Source organism: Butyrivibrio sp. AE2032 (assembly GCF_000702965.1).
The window spans coordinates 89960-107459 of record NZ_JNLF01000006.1 but is presented as its reverse complement, the minus strand read 5'-3'; the positions used below and the strand labels follow the sequence as shown (position 1 = coordinate 107459).

At 43.0% G+C, this 17500-nt stretch carries 15 protein-coding genes; 1 reads left to right on the top strand and 14 read right to left on the bottom strand.

Annotation, left to right across the window (positions count from 1 at the left end):
• Positions 1-16 precede the first annotated feature (16 nt).
• From leuC to ilvN (BO18_RS28700), 4 genes are all read right to left on the bottom strand, one after another.
• The gene (gene leuC / locus BO18_RS28715; RefSeq protein ID WP_081861322.1) at positions 17-1288 is read right to left on the bottom strand and encodes a 3-isopropylmalate dehydratase large subunit; all 1272 of its coding nucleotides are present in this window, start codon (positions 1286-1288) and stop codon (positions 17-19) included.
• An 89-nt stretch (positions 1289-1377) separates the two neighbouring features.
• Positions 1378-3780 carry a YfhO family protein gene (locus tag BO18_RS28710; protein WP_034452075.1) on the bottom strand — a complete coding sequence of 801 codons (2403 nt, stop codon included), beginning with the start codon at positions 3778-3780 and terminating at the stop codon, positions 1378-1380.
• 103 nt (positions 3781-3883) lie between these two features.
• A complete protein-coding gene (gene ilvC / locus BO18_RS28705) occupies positions 3884-4912 on the bottom strand; it encodes a ketol-acid reductoisomerase (protein ID WP_034452074.1) in 1029 nt (342 codons plus the stop codon).
• 21 nt (positions 4913-4933) lie between these two features.
• Complete coding sequence (gene ilvN / locus BO18_RS28700) at positions 4934-5437, bottom strand: acetolactate synthase small subunit (RefSeq protein ID WP_034452073.1); 504 nt, start codon at positions 5435-5437, stop codon at positions 4934-4936.
• Between the two features lie 389 nt (positions 5438-5826).
• On the opposite strand from ilvN (BO18_RS28700), the gene BO18_RS35215 reads away from it, so the two are divergent.
• The gene (locus BO18_RS35215; protein ID WP_185752626.1) at positions 5827-5991 is read left to right on the top strand and encodes a hypothetical protein; all 165 of its coding nucleotides are present in this window, start codon (positions 5827-5829) and stop codon (positions 5989-5991) included.
• 17 nt (positions 5992-6008) lie between these two features.
• Here the strand turns inward: BO18_RS35215 and ilvN (BO18_RS28695) are convergent, their stop codons facing one another.
• The 10 genes from ilvN (BO18_RS28695) to BO18_RS28650 all read right to left on the bottom strand — a co-directional run bounded on the left by ilvN (BO18_RS28695) (position 6009) and on the right by BO18_RS28650 (position 17480).
• On the bottom strand, positions 6009-6491 hold the full coding sequence (ilvN, locus tag BO18_RS28695) for an acetolactate synthase small subunit (RefSeq protein ID WP_034452072.1): 483 nt from the start codon (positions 6489-6491) through the stop codon (positions 6009-6011).
• Between the two features lie 20 nt (positions 6492-6511).
• Positions 6512-8137 (bottom strand): biosynthetic-type acetolactate synthase large subunit, encoded by a 1626-nt coding sequence (gene ilvB / locus BO18_RS28690; protein WP_034452071.1) that lies wholly within the window; start codon positions 8135-8137, stop codon positions 6512-6514.
• Between the two features lie 14 nt (positions 8138-8151).
• Positions 8152-10617, bottom strand: a complete 2466-nt coding sequence (locus tag BO18_RS28685) for a homocysteine S-methyltransferase family protein (RefSeq protein ID WP_034452070.1) — start codon at positions 10615-10617, stop codon at positions 8152-8154.
• Positions 10610-11692, bottom strand: a complete 1083-nt coding sequence (locus tag BO18_RS28680; protein ID WP_034452069.1) for an acyltransferase family protein — start codon at positions 11690-11692, stop codon at positions 10610-10612. Before BO18_RS28680 ends, BO18_RS28685 begins: the two co-directional genes overlap by 8 nt.
• 6 nt (positions 11693-11698) lie before the next feature.
• Complete coding sequence (locus BO18_RS28675; RefSeq protein ID WP_034452068.1) at positions 11699-12232, bottom strand: hypothetical protein; 534 nt, start codon at positions 12230-12232, stop codon at positions 11699-11701.
• 83 nt (positions 12233-12315) lie between these two features.
• Positions 12316-12744, bottom strand: a complete 429-nt coding sequence (atpC, locus tag BO18_RS28670) for an ATP synthase F1 subunit epsilon (protein WP_034452067.1) — start codon at positions 12742-12744, stop codon at positions 12316-12318.
• Between the two features lie 5 nt (positions 12745-12749).
• Entirely contained in the window at positions 12750-14141 is a 1392-nt protein-coding gene (gene atpD / locus BO18_RS28665) for a F0F1 ATP synthase subunit beta (protein ID WP_081861321.1), read from the bottom strand.
• Between the two features lie 164 nt (positions 14142-14305).
• The gene (gene atpG / locus BO18_RS28660) at positions 14306-15232 is read right to left on the bottom strand and encodes an ATP synthase F1 subunit gamma (protein ID WP_034452065.1); all 927 of its coding nucleotides are present in this window, start codon (positions 15230-15232) and stop codon (positions 14306-14308) included.
• Between the two features lie 2 nt (positions 15233-15234).
• Positions 15235-16992, bottom strand: a complete 1758-nt coding sequence (gene atpA / locus BO18_RS28655; protein WP_081861320.1) for a F0F1 ATP synthase subunit alpha — start codon at positions 16990-16992, stop codon at positions 15235-15237.
• The gene (locus BO18_RS28650) at positions 16992-17480 is read right to left on the bottom strand and encodes an ATP synthase F0 subunit B (RefSeq protein WP_034452063.1); all 489 of its coding nucleotides are present in this window, start codon (positions 17478-17480) and stop codon (positions 16992-16994) included. Before BO18_RS28650 ends, atpA begins: the two co-directional genes overlap by 1 nt.
• Positions 17481-17500: the final 20 nt, after the last annotated feature.

Sequence of the window (17500 nt, the reverse complement as noted above, 5' to 3'; positions counted from 1 at the left end):
TAGGATTTGAAGTTTTTTAAAGTCCAAGCTCGGAAGGCTGAGAAACCTTTCCTGTAACTGCGCTGGCTGCAGCGACTGCAGGTGAAGCCAGATAAATCTCAGAATCTATAGCGCCCATTCTTCCAACAAAGTTTCTGTTGGTAGTTGAAACGCATCTCTCGCCCGAAGCAAGAACTCCCATATATCCTCCAAGGCAAGGTCCACAGGTAGGTGTTGAAACAATAGCGCCTGCTTCAACAAAGGTCTTAAGAAGTCCCTCTTCCATAGCCTGAAGGTAAATCTTCTGGGTTGCAGGAATAATGATACATCTGATGCCCAAAGCCACATGTCTGTCCTTGAGAACCGCAGCTGCACAGCGAAGATCATCGATCCTTCCGTTAGTGCAGGAACCAATAACCACCTGGTCAATCTTAATATCCTGAATATCATCAAAGGTATGAGTATTCTCAGGAAGATGAGGGAATGAAACTGTAGACTTCAAAGTACCAAGGTCAATAGTGTACTCCTCATCATACTCAGCATCAGGATCAGCTTCAAAGATCTCGTATTTCTTGCCCGGTGCATGTTCTTTAAGATACTCAATGGCAATTTCATCCACAGGGAAGATACCATTCTTTCCACCTGCCTCAATAGCCATGTTTGCTATTGTAAATCTGTCATCCATGGAAAGGTTCTTTATACCTTCGCCAACAAATTCCATAGACTTGTAAAGAGCTCCATCCACGCCGATCATTCCGATAATGTGAAGGATCACATCCTTACCGCTCACCCACTTTGAAGGCTTTCCGACGATATTAAACTTAATAGCTGAAGGAACCTTAAACCACGCCTTTCCAGTAGCCATTCCGGCTGCCATATCAGTAGAACCGATGCCGGTAGAGAAAGCACCTAAAGCTCCATATGTACAGGTATGAGAATCAGCGCCAATAATAAGATTTCCGGGAAGTGTAAGCCCCTGCTCCGGTAAAAGAGCATGCTCAATTCCCATCTGACCAACCTCAAAATAATTAGTAATGTTATTTCTTATGGCAAATTCTCTGACGCACTTACAGTTTTCAGCTGACTTTATGTCCTTGTTAGGAACAAAGTGATCAGGCACAAGAGCTATCTTGTCCTTATCGAAAACTCCATCCTTGTTGAATTTCTTAAGCTCCCCAATTGCCACCGGACTAGTGATATCATTCCCCAAAACCAGGTCCAGATCAGCCTCAATAAGCTGTCCTGCCTTAACCTCTTCAAGTCCTGCATGGGCTGCCAGAATCTTCTGGCTCATGGTCATCTTGCTCATGGCTTTTTTCTCCTTACCCTTACATAATTTTTATCAATTGAATAATAGTAAATATAACATAGCCCCTTGCCAAGCGTAACATAACAAATTTAATCGTTTTTATTGATGTTTTTTAATCTGGAATAGATAATTAAAAGAGCTATTCCAAGAACCGTCATGATCAGTCCGGATATGAGTCCTTCCGGTCTGTATGTCACTCTGATATCATGTGTCCCTTCGGAAACAGGGATAGCCATCAGTCCGTAATCAGCTTTATAGATATTGGTTGGAACTCCATCCACAGTACATCTAAAGCCTTCTGTACAGGGAACTGAAAAGAAGATCAGCTTGTCCCCTTTTATTTCTGAGGTCTTTGCACTAAACCCATGAGTATCAGTTTCAAAGGAGACGCAGGAAGTCCTGGCCCTGTCCGTGCATTCCTGAGTAAAGCCCAAATAAGAAAGCGAATACTCTGTAAGATCCTCAGCCGTAAGCTCATCCATATCAAGATTATCCCCAAGCTGGATTGCCACTTCATCCGGAAGAATAAGGGTTCTTACAAGATCATAGTCATGTTCTTCAGGAACAAGATCGCTCCACTCCGACTCTGTAATATAGTGATCAAAGGTAAATCCCATAGGAATAAAATTTAAGTTTTCGAACACATCGAAACCATCCTGGTTATCAGCAAAGACGTATCCATCAGTACCCTCTTCATTGTAATAAACCCTGTTCTTACTGATGATGGCGTTCTCGAAGTAGTATCTGGCTGAAACCAGCGCCCTGATACCACACCTTTCAACAGGGAGGTTTGTCTCTACAGTTCTTGTTATACCAGCTGTTCCCTGAAGGAAATCAAATATCTCGGATGGAACCGTGCTAAGGAAACAGTGGATTGAAGGAATTCCCCAGACCATATCATAATTGGTGGATGTGGAATCCACTTCGCCTCTGGAAAACTGCTCCTGATCAACCACAACCTTGTTAAATAGCATCTGCTCCTGCCACTTTGTCTTCCCTTTTTCGCTGATGATAGAGCTTCCGTTTTTAACAGGCACATAGGTAGAAATAACGCAGGCTGCAATAACCATAACAAGCAGGAAAAGATTCTTTTTCTTAAAATTCGGTATCACAAACACAGTAACGATGAGCATCAGGCTAAGAACTGCCGTCCAGAGAAGGTCTCTTACAAAGATACTGTTATTATCTGACATATTGAAGAACACCACTTCTCCTGCATCATTGGTAGATGGCAAAAGATATATGAGCACAAATACCAGGAAGAATACTATCGCTGCAACAGCACCCTTTTTAAGCTGAGGGGATCTGCCCTTCTCCACCATCTGCGCAGTCATAAGGCACATGATAAGGATAGGCATATAGAACCACCTTGCGTAATAGGCGGTATTAAAGAGCGAAAAGGCGGAGTTGAACACCGGAATCATCGCTATTACAAGGCATACCAGAATAAGTGTCTTTTCCCAGTTTCTCTTCTTGTGAAGAAGGAAAAAGCCCACTACTCCACTTATTCCAAACATAGGAATATAAGCTGCCAAAGAGGCATTTTTCACAGTAGTTGTATAGAATAAAGTCCCCTTTCCGATAATGTCCGGAAGCATGGCAAGGCTCTTTATAATATCCCAGGTAAGCTTGCCACTTGGATAAACCAGCATATTATAGCCGGTAATAAAGTTATCGAGCCTTGTATTGCCCTTTATTCCGGCAAAGGCCTGCATCAGGAAAAGACCTGCTATAAGAACGCCAAGAAGTCCTGATAGCAATGCTCTGTTAAAGCGCACGAAAATGTCTTTTACCAAATTCCCTCTGATGTAGCGGATGCAGAAATACAGAACAAAGAAAAGGACCTGCCCAAAGAAGAAATAGTAATTAACAATGGACATAAAGGCAGTCATAAGCGCAAAGTGGATAAAGGCTTTTCCGCTATGAACAAGCTTCCCACTGTCATCAAAAGTCTTTTCCGCCATAAGCCTTTCAAATAAAAGCAGGTATAAAGGAAAAAGAGCCACTGAATCAGTAAAATGATTAAAGACTATGTTGCAGGCATTAAAACCGCAGAAGGCATAGAGATACCCTCCCACCATGGCATACTGATACCTGTGGACATAGGGCCTGATATACAGATAAGCGCACAAGGCAGCAACGCCGTACTTAAGAGCCATCAGAACAGGCATAAGATATGGAATTGCTCCTTCCGGGAAAAGAACTGTGATCCAAAAGAAGGGACTTCCCCAAAGATAAAAGGAGAAATCACCTGCCATGGTTCCGCCAAGATCCACATTCCAGTTCCAGAAAAACTCTCCGCTTCTGACAGCTCTGTGGGCCAGGATGTAGAAAGGAACCTGTTGAACGTTATAGTCACCGTAGTAGAAAAATGGAAGTCCTCTTTTTATAAAGATGGGAAGCAGAGCCACCAGGTACATCACAAAGGCGCTGGAAAACATTATTATTGGTGCATTTTTGAGATTAGCCTTGTTTGTAGTATCTGACGACATATTTCTCCCCTGGAAACTCTCGAAAAATTAAGAGTGCCACGATGTCCAATGGCACTCTTAAAGTTTAGTCTAAATTGTGTACTTTTTCAATCAACGAGCCAAATTAGTTGTTGATGAGCTTGTCTGACTCATTGTTCCAGCTGTAAAGCTTTCTGATCTCAGCACCGATCTTCTCTGATGGATGCTCAGCATGGAGCTTTCTCATAGCCTGGAAGTGTACCTGTCCACCTGCCTCAGACATATCAAGAAGGAATTCCTTAGCAAAGGTTCCATCCTGGATGTCAGCAAGGATCTTCTTCATTGTATTCTTTGTCTCATCTGTGATGAGCTTAGGACCAGTTACATAATCACCGTACTCAGCTGTATTGGAGATTGAATATCTCATTCCTGCGAAACCTGACTGATAGATAAGGTCTACGATAAGCTTCATCTCGTGAACACACTCGAAGTATGCGTTTCTTGGATCATAGCCAGCCTCAACAAGAGTATCAAATCCAGCCTGCATAAGCGCGCATACACCGCCACAAAGAACTGCCTGCTCACCAAAGAGGTCAGTCTCTGTCTCTGTTCTGAAGGTTGTCTCAAGAAGACCTGCTCTAGCGCCACCAATTCCAGCACCATAAGCAAGTGCAAGATCAAGAGCCTTTCCTGTAGCATCCTGCTCAACAGCTACAAGACAAGGTGTTCCCTTTCCTGCCTGGTACTCTGAACGAACTGTATGTCCGGGAGCCTTAGGAGCGATCATAGCAACGTCAACATCCTTAGGAGCCTTGATAAGACCAAAGTGTACATTAAAACCATGAGCAAACATAAGCATGTTACCAGGCTGAAGATTTGGCTCGATCTCTTCTCTGTACATCTTAGCCTGCTTCTCATCATTGATAAGGATCATGATGATGTCAGCCATCTTAGCAGCTTCTGCTGTAGTGTAAACCTTAAGTCCCTGAGACTCAGCCTTAGCCTTGCTCTTTGATCCCTCATAGAGACCAACGATTACGTTGCAGCCTGAATCCTTAAGGTTAAGTGCATGCGCATGACCCTGTGAACCATAACCGATAATAGCGATTGTCTTACCCTCCAAGAGAGAAAGGTTACAATCTTCCTGATAAAAAATTCTTGCTTCCTGTGACATGTTTCATATCCTCCATTCATTTTATTCATCCAAATAAATAACTTTATCTGTACCACGGCCCAAGCCGGCAATACCTGTGCGAGCAAGCTCCAGGATCTCGTAGCCTTCCAGGAGCTTTAAAAATGCATCTACCTTTGACTGACTTCCTGTGATCTCAATGATCAGTGAATCAATACTTACATCAACAATGTTCCCACGGAAAATGTTTGCTGTAGCAAGGATACTCTGACGCTTGTCAGCCTCTGCCCTTACCTTTACCATGGCAAGCTCTCTGAAAACACTGTCATCCGGCAATAGCTCATGTATATCTCTTACATCCACAAGCTTAGCCACCTGTTTCTCGATCTGATCAAGTATCACATCATCACCTGATGCCACAATGGTGATACGCGTAAACCTTGGATCAGCAGTAACTCCCGCTGTAATACTCTCAATGTTGTATCCACGTCTGGAGAAAAGACCAGCTATTCGCGACAGAACACCCGAGGTATTATCAACCAGAAGCTGAAAGACCTTTTTCTGCATATTTTGCCTCTCCTTTGAAGCCCTTCAAATCCAGTGTGCAAGCATGTACTTTAGCACTTTAAACCGCTAATATTCACGTTATAGTTTTAACTGGATTTTCATATTATTTTGACACTCAACTACCCGTTTTTGCATCAATTTAAATCAAATTATACCATCTTAACGGACAATGTCAATCACTTTTCTTTTAGACTTTAAACTGTTGCCATTTTATCGTGCTAAAGTATTTCATTTAGATACATGCACCAGAGGATGGACTTAAATGCACACTTGGAAAAATAATCGAGAATTTGTTAAAATAGAATTGCCAGAAAAAATAATAGCTCGTATAAATAAATGAGGTTGGTTGATTGACCATTAAGTGCCAAATGCAAAAGCGAGGTTAAAGTATGGAAAACAAAGAAAAGAACATAATTGATCAGAAACAGGACGGAAAGAATCCCGTTATGGATAAAACGCCCATTAAGGAAAAAGAACTTGAGAAGGTTGCCGGCGGAAACAGCATGGATCCCGGAACTTTTTTTAACACAGTTGTAAATGTAATCACTAAATAATAAAAGGAGCGGTATTACTACTGCTCCTTGCATTTTGTCAAAGCCACAGTTCCGGTACGGGCTATTTCCACAATGCTGACACTCTTTAGCATTTCAATGAACAGCTCGATCCTGTCTGAGGTATCGCAGATCTGGATTATCATCATGTTCTTTGACATGTCCACGATCTGAGCGTTCATGATCTGACAGTTCTCCATGATATCCCTGCGGTTTTCTTTATTATATTTGACCTTTATGAGCATGAGTTCCCTGTTGATACTCATGCTCTCTTTAAATGTCTTTACCTTAATGACATCTATCTTTTTATTGAGCTGCTTCTCGATCTGCTCGATAGTCCTCTCATCTCCTGTTGATACAATGGTCATACAGGATACAGCCTTATCAGCTGTCTCGCCAACAACCATGGAATCAATATTGAAATTCCTTCTGGAGAAAAGACCTGCTACTTTTGAGAGCACACCCGCTCTGTTTTCTACAAGAACTGAATAAATTCTTTTCATATCACCCTCGCAAAAAGCTTTTATCGTGTAAGTGCCATTGGATCAACCATAACTTCCATGAGACTTAAGTCATCATTACTAAGAAATTCTTCAAGCGCCTTACCAAGATCGGAATTGCCATCCACCTTCGTATAATCCATTCCATAAGCCTTAGAAAGATAGGAAAGATCCGGATCTCCCTTGAGTTCTACCATAGAATAATTGTCATTGTATGCGTAGTGCTGATGCTCTCTCACCATGCCAAGGAAGCCATTATTCATGACAACGATCTTTGCTCTAATACCATACTGGCGCATTGTAGCAAGTTCCATCATGGACATCTGGAATGCTCCGTCACCTACAACTACCACCACCTGCTTGCCGGGATCTGCAATCTTAGCTCCCATGGCTGCAGGAATTGAATAGCCCATGGTTCCCATTCCACCGGAAGTAAGGAATCTTCCATGTTTAACAATATGATATGCGCAGGACCAGATCTGATTCTGTCCTACATCTGCCACATAAATGGCGTCATTTTTCATTGTTCTTGATAATGTCTTGATAAAGATCTCAGGGTCAACATAGCCTTCCGCAGCCGGTGCTCTGTCAGTCCTCATCTCCTCACGATAGCGCCTTAAGGTCTCAACCCAGTCGCTGTGGTCATCAGCATTATCATCGTTTTCAAGAATGTCAGTAAATATATGCTTGATATCACCTACAAGAGGAATTGTTGGTCCAACATTCTTGCCGATCTCAGCAGGATCAACATCAATATGAATCATGACTTTGTTCTCTGTAATAAGATCCGGCCTGTTAACAGCCCTGTCTGCAACTCTGGCTCCAACCATAAGAAGCAGATCTGACTCGTTCATGGCTCTGTTGGCAAATGCCTTACCATTATTACCAACCATGCCAAAATATAAAGGATGATCATCAGGCATAGCACCTATTCCCATCATGGTAGAAACAACAGGCACATCATTGAGCTCAGCAAATTTAACCAGTTCCTTTGTGGCTCCTGAAAGATGAACTCCGCCACCTACGCAGATAATAGGTCTCTTTGCCTTTTCCACTTCCTTAATGACCTTCTTGATCTGGACCATATTCCCCTTAACAGTGGGCTTATAGGACCTCATGGAAATGGTCTCAGGATATACAAACTTGTCATCAAGTTCAGCAGTCTGGATATCGAAAGGTATATCAATAAGAACCGGTCCTTTTCTTCCTGTGCTGGCGATGTAGAAGGCCTCTTTAAAGACCTTTGGAATATCATTCACATCCCTGATAAGATAGCTGTACTTTACAAATGATTCCACAGCACCTGTAATATCAGCCTCCTGGAAAACATCAGAGCCGATCATATCACTGTTTACCTGACCTGTTATGGCAATAAGCGGAATACTGTCTGCATAGGCCGTAGCAATTCCGGTAATAAGATTCGTTGCCCCGGGGCCTGAAGTTACTGCACAGACACCAACTTTACCACTTATCCTGGCATAACCACTGGCGCAATGAGCAGCATTCTGCTCAGTCCTTATTAGCACGGTCTTAATATCTGTATACAGTATCTTATTCCAGAAGGGATCGATGGCAACTCCCGAATATCCAAAGATAACCTCAGTATTTTCCTTTTCAAGGCATTTTACTATGGCCTCTGCTCCGATCATTTGTCTTCCTCCAATCACTCAAGGTTAAGGATCTGTTTTACAAGTCTTACTGTATCTGCAGCGTCAGTTGAATAACCGTCTGCGCCGATCTCATCTGCATAGTCCTGAGTCACCACTGCTCCGCCGATTATTATCCTGGCATCACAATTCTGGCTCTTAGCATAGTCCACCACATTTTTCATTTCCTTCATGGTAGTGGTCATAAGCGCTGAAAGAGCAATTATACTGGCTCCATTTTCCTTGGCAGCCTTTATTATCTCTTCCCTTGGAACATCCTTTCCAAGGTCTATTACATTAAAACCATAATTCTTAAGCATTAGTGCCACAAGATTTTTCCCAATATCATGGATATCACCATGAACTGTAGCAATAACAACAGTAGGAAGAACTTTCGTTTCATCCCTGTCCTTTGCAAGAATGGGTTCCAAAAGAGCTATGGACAGCTTCATGGCTTCTGCGCCGGCAATAAGCTGTGGCAGGAAGTACTTTCCCTTGTCAAAATACTCACCAACCTCATTTATGGCAGGCATAAGTGCTTCGTCCAGAATAGCTCTTGCTTCAATTCCGGAATCCAGGGCTTTCTGGGTGTCCTTTTCAATGGTTCTTCTGGCACCTGTCAATACATCCTTTTTTATTATAGCAAGGAAATCGTCCTCTTTTACAGTGTCTGACTTAACTTCTTTAACGCTTTTGTCCGTGGAACCTGCATCCGCGTACCTGTCCATCCTCTGAATGTACCTGATATCTGCACCTTCTTTGTTCCTTAAAAGATCAGAGGCAAAGGCTGCATTTACCAGCATTTCCTGGGAAGGATTTGCAATTGCCATTGTAAGTCCCCTGGAAATAGCCATAGTAAGGAAGGCTGTGTTTACATTCATTCTCTGAGGCAGGCCAAAAGAAATATTGGAAAGACCACAGATGGTTCCAAAGCCGTTGTCATGGCAAAAGCTTATGGTATCCAGGGTATTGTTTGCTGCTTCAGGATCCGCACCAACAGTGGCAACAAGACCATCCACTACAATATCCTCGATGGTAAGTCCCATATCGTAAGCCTTACCAGATAACTCTTTTATATTGCCTATCTTCTCCTCAAAGCTCTTAGGCAGTCCCTCGGGGCTAAGAGGTAAAAGTACGAACATTGCACCATACTTCTTTGCTAGAGGCAGGAATTTCTCAGCCTTTCCCTTTTCCAAAGAAATGGAATTCATCAGAGCTCGTCCTGAATACCTTCGAAGAGCTTCCTCCATTACCTCAGGACTTGATGTGTCTATACAGAGCGGAAGGTCTGTTATTGAAGAAACTTCATCAAGGACAGTTAGCATCATCTCCTTCTCATCAATACCGCTCATTCCCACATTGATATCAAGGATCGAAGCTCCTTCCTCTTCCTGATTTCTGGCAAATTCGCAGACCATGTCCAGGTTCCCCTCACGAAGCTCAGCCTGCAGCTTTTTCTTTCCGGTAGGATTGATCCTCTCACCAACTATCATAAAGAGTCCGTCCAGATCAAAGGAAAGACCTCTTCTCTCAGAGGAAAGATATCTTCTACCTGCGATTTTACGGGGAATAGGATTACCTTCAGCATCTCTTATTTCTGAAGGCTTCACATCCTTATAAGCATCCACAAGTCCCATTATATATTCAGGAGTTGTTCCACAGCAGCCACCAATAATGGATGCGCCGGCGCCAATAAGCCTTTTAAGTTCAGGAACAAAAACATCGCAGGTCATGTCATAGGTGGTATTACCTTCAAAATCCACAGTTGGGAGTCCTGCATTGGGCTTGGCAATTATGGGAATATTGGTCACAGATGCCATAGTCCTTATAACGCTCTCCATCTTATCGGGCCCTGTTGAACAATTGGCTCCAACAGCCGCAGCCCCAAGAGCTTCCAGGCAGATTGCTGAAGCACAGGCATCCGAACCAAAAAGAGTCCTTCCATCAGGCTCAAAGGTAAGTGTGACCATTACAGCCAGGTCACTGACTTCCTTCGCAGCAATAAGAGCTGCTCTGCATTCCTGAAGGCTCATCATTGTCTCAACCACAAGGACATCGCAGCCGGCTGCTTCAAGGATCTGTATCTGCTCTTTATAGACATCTATCAGTTCCTCAAAGTCCAGATCTCCTGTAGGTTTTAGCTGCTTACCTGTCATGGTAAGATCACCTGCCACCAGAACCTTATCTCCAACAGCCTCTTTTGTAAGAGCCACCAGCTCACTGTTTATCTCTTTTATCCTGTCAGAAAGGCCATAATCCTCAAGTTTGATCCTATTTCCTGTAAAGGTTGGAGCATATACAATGTTTGCTCCCGCCTTAGCATAGGACCTCTGGAGATCAAGCATAACCTCCTTATGATTAAGGATCCAGTCCTCAGGGCACACTCCGGCAGGCATTCCAGCCTTCATAAGATTGGTGCCTGTGGCTCCATCCAAAAATATTATTTTATCCCGACAAAAATCATGAAACTGCGCTTTATTCATTCGATAAACCTTTCCATAGATCCACAAGAGGCCAGCTTCCAAAGATAAGTACACATAAAACCATTACAAGTACGGTCTTCTGCCACATATTGTATTGCAGAATATATCCTCTTTGAGACAGATAATCCAAAATAGCTATCACAAGAACGTGATAATAGTAGATATTTGAAGAAGCTCTTTTCCCTAGAATATACAGTGCATCAGCCTTTACAGTTACAGCCTCAGATAAAAAGAGAATTCCAAGCACTATTACCAGGGACCCCAAATATACTTCCTTTGAGTCTATCACAAACCGCTCGGTAGCGCTAAGAATAAATCCGAAAACTATTGCAATAATTGAGGGAAGCTTTATCCTTGAAGTCCACTGAAGGTAGCCTTCCTCCCCAAGCTCTGCTCTTTTGGAAGTCACATAATCAGCAAACAGTACCCCCATCAGAACAAAGGGCATTCCCACAAAGAGCCAGTTACGCATCATAAACCAGGTTTTGATGCTTATATCAAAGGGCCTTATGGGATACCAGGTCTGAAGTGCCTCTCCGAAGTACAAGAGCCCAGTTAAAAGAACTATCAGCCACTTGTACCATTTTCGAAGGACCGGGGCAAAAATAAAGATCAGTCCATACACATATATAAGCGCAAAGAGATACCACATGTGATCAAAGGTATAGGAAGAATCAAAGATAAATCGTCCTGAATTAAACAAAAGAAAGTTTATAAGCTCAGTCATATTAAATCTTCCGGTAAACCACTCAGAAAAAGAAGCGCCTGTAGAAAAAACATAAAACAGGGAATAAATAAGATAGACAAGGTAAACCTTTCCTGTAACCTTAAGGAGTTTAATGAGTCTATAAGAAACCCTGTCCCTGATATCATGAACAAGCTCTATAACTCCACCCTTTTCATCGGTCAAAAGGAATCTCCCTGCCACTGCAAAGAAAAAGGGAACAGCAAATCTTGAAGCTGCTCCCACTATGTCACCAAAAAGCCCCGGAAGAGGCGCATGAATAGTAATAACAAAGAGGCAGGCTATGAATTTTACAGCATAGATAAATCTGTTCTCTTTTTTAACAGGCATGTCCCCTTACTCCTGCTGTGCCTCAGTCTCAGTTTCGCCTTCAGTCTCAGTTCCTTCTTCAGAATCCCCGTCAGAATTTATCGTAGAGATTTCATAGGTACTCTGGGTTTCAACGGAAATACCTTCTCCCTCGGGAACTTCACCATGAAGAACCTGTAGGATAACAAGAGCCCTATTATTAGCTCTCTGGTAATACTGGGCTGCCAAAGCCTCGCTGTCATTATCAAATTCATTATCATAGGCCTGATGATAGAACTCATTGGCCTTGTCCATGTAATCAGCTGCCTCTAATGCTATATCAGAAATTCCTGAAAACTCATCAGGAATTGTAGCAGCTGCCATTGTCTTATAGGTTTCGTTCATCTGATCAAGGTAGCCAAGAAGTTCTGTCTTAGCACCATCTGACTCAGGATCTATGGCATTTATGGAATTGTCATAGAATGTCAGCTGATCATAAAACTGTGTCATGCTGGCCTTGTACTCCTCCAGTGCCGGATCAGTAGCCTTTTTACCACAGCCTGAAAGCATACTTACTGCCATGCATATTGCTCCAACTATAGAGCCTGCTCTAAAAATGTTATCCCTTAAATTCAAAATATCCACCAACCTTAACTTTTTTCTTTTTATTCCTGATATCTGGATGCAGCCTTAAGCCTCGTAAGAGCTCTGGCAAGTCCCGCCTGGGACTTTTTGAACTCCTTTATTGACTGTTGCTGCTGAAGGTGCTCCATAGCAAACTCGTAAGCTTCCTGAGCTCTCCTCTTATCAATATCCTTGGGATTTTCTACAGTGTTCACAATGACTATACATCTGTTATCTGTAGTAACCTGCAACGAACCGATACTTACAACACCGATAAGCCACTCACCATCAGGCTTTTTTATCTTAAGAATGCCATCATAGATAGCAAGTATCATCTCCTCATGGCCATAGAGGATAGCCATCTCTCCATCCTCACAAGGAACGATTATCTCTAAAGCATCGTCGTCATAAAATGTACCATTAACAGACATGACCTGTAAATGGAAAGTTTTAATATTTTGCTCACTCATTTATTCTAAGCCTCTATCTGCTTGGCTTTTTCCACCACATCATCTATGGTTCCAACATTGAAAAATGCAGCCTCAGGGTACTTATCCATTTCACCACTGATAATTGCCATGAATCCTCTGATGGTCTCGGCAAGTGGAACATATTTACCCTGAAGTCCTGTAAAGGTCTCTGCAACATGGAAAGGCTGTGAAAGGAATCTCTGGATCTTTCTTGCTCTGTAAACTGTAGCCTTATCCTCGTCAGAAAGCTCCTCCATTCCAAGGATCGCAATAATATCCTGAAGCTCCTTGTATTTCTGAAGTATCTCCTGAACCTTTGTGGCTGTGGCATAATGAGCCTTTCCTACTATTGATTCCTCCAGGATCCTGCTTGAGGATTCCAGTGGATCTACAGCCGGATATATCCCCTGTTCAACAATCTTTCTGGAAAGGACCGTTGTGGCATCAAGATGCGCAAAAGTTGTAGCAGGTGCAGGGTCAGTAAGATCATCAGCAGGAACATATACCGCCTGAACCGAAGTTATAGAGCCCCTATTCGTGGAAGCTATCCTCTCCTGCAAAAGTCCTAAGTCTGTAGCCAGCGTTGGCTGATAGCCTACAGCAGAAGGCATTCTTCCAAGAAGGGAAGAAACTTCAGACCCAGCCTGAACAAATCTGAAAATATTATCTATGAAAAGAAGTACATCCTTATTCTTCACATCCCTGAAGTACTCAGCCATGGTAAGACCGGTCTCAGCAACTCTCATTCTGGCTCCGGGAGGCTCATTCATCTGGCCAAATACCAGCGCAGTCTTATCAATAACTCCCGACTGGCTCATTTCCATCCAAAGATCATTGCCCTCACGGGATCTTTCTCCAACTCCGGTAAAGATGGAAAACCCTCCATGCTCAGTAGCTATATTCTGGATAAGTTCCTGGATAAGAACCGTCTTTCCAACACCTGCTCCACCAAAGAGCCCGATCTTTCCACCCTTTGAATAGGGCGCCAAAAGATCTATTACCTTAATTCCGGTCTCTAAAACCTCTATAACAGGGCTTTGATCCACCAGCCTTGGAGGGTTCCTGTGGATTGACCAAAGCTCTTCACTCTCAACATTGCCCTTTTTATCAATAGGCTCTCCAAAAACATTAAAGAGTCTTCCAAGAACCTTTTCCCCAACAGGAACGCTTATGGGACCTCCCGGGCATTCAACTTCCATATCCTTTGAAAGTCCCTCGCTGGGAGAAAGCATGATACAGCGAACTATATCTCCGCCAACATGCTGAGAAACCTCCATGACCTTTTTATTATCACCAACAGTAACTGTTAAAGCATCGCTGATAAAAGGAAGTTCGCCATCTTCAAATTGTACATCCACTACAGGTCCCATGACCTGTACGATCTTACCGTTTTTCACCTTTTAACCTCTTATTACTGTTCACTCGTCTGCGCCTCGCTTCAGTAATGGTTTCGCGCATTCATTCCAAATCGCCTGCGGCGAGGAATGCGCTCACTACTGAATCACATTCTCACGAAATGCGCAGCGGAGTGCGCATTTCTGACTGAACAACACTCCTGCATCTACTTTTTCATGGCCTTCATCTTAGCTTCTTTACTGCGCTTCAAAGCCTTTGCTCCGCTGACAACCTCTGTTATCTCCTGGGTTATCATTGCCTGGCGCTGTCTGTTATAACTGCGCTTAAGGCTTTCCATCATCATCTCTGCGTTCTTATTGGCTGAATCCATTGCCTGCATTCTGGAGTGCTGAACACTGCAAAAGGCCTCTACTAAAGCGCCATAAATGAAACCGGTTATATAGTTCGGTACAATATTGTCTAAAATAGCTGAAGGACTGGGCTCCATAAGAAATTCATCCCTGTAAAAGCTCTGATCTTCCATAGTTTCTTTGTGGAGCTGTGTTATAAAATCCAGTGGAAGGAGCTTCTCAAACCTCGTCTCACAGGTCCCGCCCTTCATTGCTGTATAACAGATATAAAACTCGTCTATAGTCCTCTCCTGATAGTCATTTACTATCTCCGCCGAAATCTTTCTGGCTCTGTGAAGTGTTGGATTGGCTGAAGTAAACATAAAAAACTGATCCACAGGCATATTCCTTGAGATAAAATGATATCTCCCAACTTCACCTATTACATAGAGCTTATAGTTTCCCTTATCCTCCAAAAGCCTCTCCTCAACCGCTCTTATAACATTGTGGTTATAGGAACCGGCCAGGCCCTTATCATCTGTAAAGACGATATAGCCCCGACGTTTCTTTTCCTCAGGGATTTCCTCCTTACTTTCCAAAAAGACATTTTTAACCCCTTCTGGGAGATTGGTCACAAGCCTTTCTATCATGTCCTTTGTGGCATAAAAGAAGGGCTCCGTATCCCCTAAAAGCTTCCTTGCCTTCCTTAGCTTCGTGGAAGAAATAAGGTACATGGCATTTGTAATTTTCTTAGTGTCAGAGATAGAGTTTATTCTCTCTTTTATCTCTTTTATATTTGCCAATCTTAATAATCCTCTATAGTTTTGTTAAACTCATCAATTTCATCAAGTATTGACTTGCGAAGGGCTTCAGTCAGATCGCCGCTCTTTGTGATCTCTGCGCAGATCTCCTGGCAGTTATAATTAAAGTGGCTTATGAGCTTTTCTTTGTATTCTCTTACAAACCTGACAGGAATATGATCTATCCTGCCTGAAGTTACAGCAATAAGAATAATAACCTGCTCATGCATAGCCAAAGGATGCTCAAGAGGCTGCTTAAGCAATTCCATAAGCACATTTCCATGAGTCAGCTGCTTTTTGGTAACCTCATCCAGATCTGAAGAAAACTGTGTAAATACAGCCATTTCCCTGTACTGAGCAAGGTCAATCCTGATACTTCCAGTAGCTTTTTTCATGGCCCTGGTCTGAGCTGAAGAGCCTACACGGGAAACAGACAGTCCCACGTTTACAGCAGGTCTCATACCCTCAAAAAACAGGTCACTTTCAAGGAAAATCTGTCCATCAGTAATTGATATAACATTGGTAGGGATATAGGCTGATACATCCCCGGCAAGTGTCTCAATGATAGGAAGTGCTGTGATAGAGCCTCCTCCCTGATCAGAGGAAAGCTTGCTGGATCTCTCCAAAAGCCTTGAATGGAGATAGAAAACATCTCCAGGGTACGCTTCACGTCCCGGAGGTCTTTCCAAAAGCAGGGAAAGAGCTCTGTAGGCAACAGCATGCTTGGAAAGATCGTCATAAACAATAAGCACATCCTTACCATGATACATAAAGTATTCAGCAAGGGCTGTTGCGGAATAAGGCGCAATGTACTGCAGAGGCGATGGGTCTGATGCAGTAGAGCTGACAACTATAGAATAGTCCATTGCCCCGTTCTTTTTCAGGATCTGGATTATCTTTGCCACAGTAGAAGCCTTCTGTCCTATGGCAACATAAATACAGATGACATCCTTGCCCTTCTGATTGATAATGGTATCAAGGGCAATAGAAGTTTTACCTGTCTGCCTGTCACCTATAATAAGCTCACGCTGTCCTCTTCCAATAGGAAACATGGTATCGATCGAAAGGATGCCGGTCTCCATGGGTTCATTTACAGGCTGCCTGTCTACAATACCAGGCGCAGGATTTTCTACAGGACGATATCCAGATTCCTTTATATCCCCTTTGCCATCTACAGGCTGACCAAGAGCATCGATCACTCTGCCAATAAAGTCTTCTCCCACAGGAACACCTGCTTCCTTGTAGGTCCTTACTGCTCTGGTGCCCTGACGTATCCCTGTATCGTCGCCAAATAGAATACACCCAATATGATCATCTCTGATATCCTGGGCCATTCCCTTTGTTCCATCTTCAAATTCAATTATTTCGCCGTAAAAGGCGTGCTCAATACCGTCCACATTGGCAATGCCATCGCCAACCCAGGTTACTTCTCCAACTTCCCTTCCTTTGATTGAAAGTTCAAAGTCTTCCACTTTCTCTTTTAACATGGTGATGATCCTTCCGGATATCACCTCTCCATGTCCAAGAGCTGCGGTATTAAGTTCAGCACGAAGCTGCTTAGCTCTTCCCTGGTCGCTCCAGTCATACTCGAAGTTACCACAGTTTACGATAAATCCGCCCCCTACAGAAGGGTCGAGAATTGCCTCAATCTCAACTTCTTCATTCTGAAGGTTCTTTGATAAAACAGCTTTGATACTGTTTATCTGTTCCTGGGTGGGAGCTGTTGCAGCATATCGAAGTGTAGCTTTTTTAGTATTATTCATTACTTAACTGCTCCGGCTTTATCAATAAACGCATCGTAAAGTTCCTTGTCTTCCTCGGAAGTATGCTTGGTTGCAGCAATTTTGGTAGCTGCATCAATTACCATGTCCTTGAGCTCATCGGCATATTCTTCTCTGGCTCTCTTAGCCTCTTCCTTGGCATTGTATCTTGCTTCTTTGATGATCTGGTCGCTCTTTTTACGGGCATCCATTACAATCTTTTCATACTCATCAAAGCCCTGCTTCTTGATGTCAGAAAGGATTGTCTCTTTTTCCTCGTCGGCAAGAGTTATCTTCTGCTCGTATTCCCTCTTGGTGGCTACAGCCTCTTCTATTGCCTTGTTGGCAGCTTCAGTAGCGTCGTCAACTTCCTCCTGGCGGATCTTAAGGATTGCATCCACTCTCTGAAAGAGAAACTTCTTGAAGACCACATAAAGGATCAGAAGATTAATTATTGTAAAGGCGATGTTTACAAGACTAATATTTAACACTTAAATCACCTCTCTACTTT

Bases quoted from the DNA above. Each gene is read 5' to 3' on its own strand.
- leuC (WP_081861322.1), bottom strand. From the start codon at position 1,288: ATGAGCAAGATGACCATGAGCCAGAAGATTCTGGCAGCCCATGCAGGA.
- BO18_RS28710 (WP_034452075.1), bottom strand. From the start codon at position 3,780: ATGTCGTCAGATACTACAAACAAGGCTAATCTCAAAAATGCACCAATA.
- ilvC (WP_034452074.1), bottom strand. From the start codon at position 4,912: ATGTCACAGGAAGCAAGAATTTTTTATCAGGAAGATTGTAACCTTTCT.
- ilvN (WP_034452073.1), bottom strand. From the start codon at position 5,437: ATGCAGAAAAAGGTCTTTCAGCTTCTGGTTGATAATACCTCGGGTGTT.
- BO18_RS35215 (WP_185752626.1), top strand. From the start codon at position 5,827: ATGGAAAACAAAGAAAAGAACATAATTGATCAGAAACAGGACGGAAAG.
- ilvN (WP_034452072.1), bottom strand. From the start codon at position 6,491: ATGAAAAGAATTTATTCAGTTCTTGTAGAAAACAGAGCGGGTGTGCTC.
- ilvB (WP_034452071.1), bottom strand. From the start codon at position 8,137: ATGATCGGAGCAGAGGCCATAGTAAAATGCCTTGAAAAGGAAAATACT.
- BO18_RS28685 (WP_034452070.1), bottom strand. From the start codon at position 10,617: ATGAATAAAGCGCAGTTTCATGATTTTTGTCGGGATAAAATAATATTT.
- BO18_RS28680 (WP_034452069.1), bottom strand. From the start codon at position 11,692: ATGCCTGTTAAAAAAGAGAACAGATTTATCTATGCTGTAAAATTCATA.
- BO18_RS28675 (WP_034452068.1), bottom strand. From the start codon at position 12,232: ATGGCAGTAAGTATGCTTTCAGGCTGTGGTAAAAAGGCTACTGATCCG.
- atpC (WP_034452067.1), bottom strand. From the start codon at position 12,744: ATGAGTGAGCAAAATATTAAAACTTTCCATTTACAGGTCATGTCTGTT.
- atpA (WP_081861320.1), bottom strand. From the start codon at position 16,992: ATGAATAATACTAAAAAAGCTACACTTCGATATGCTGCAACAGCTCCC.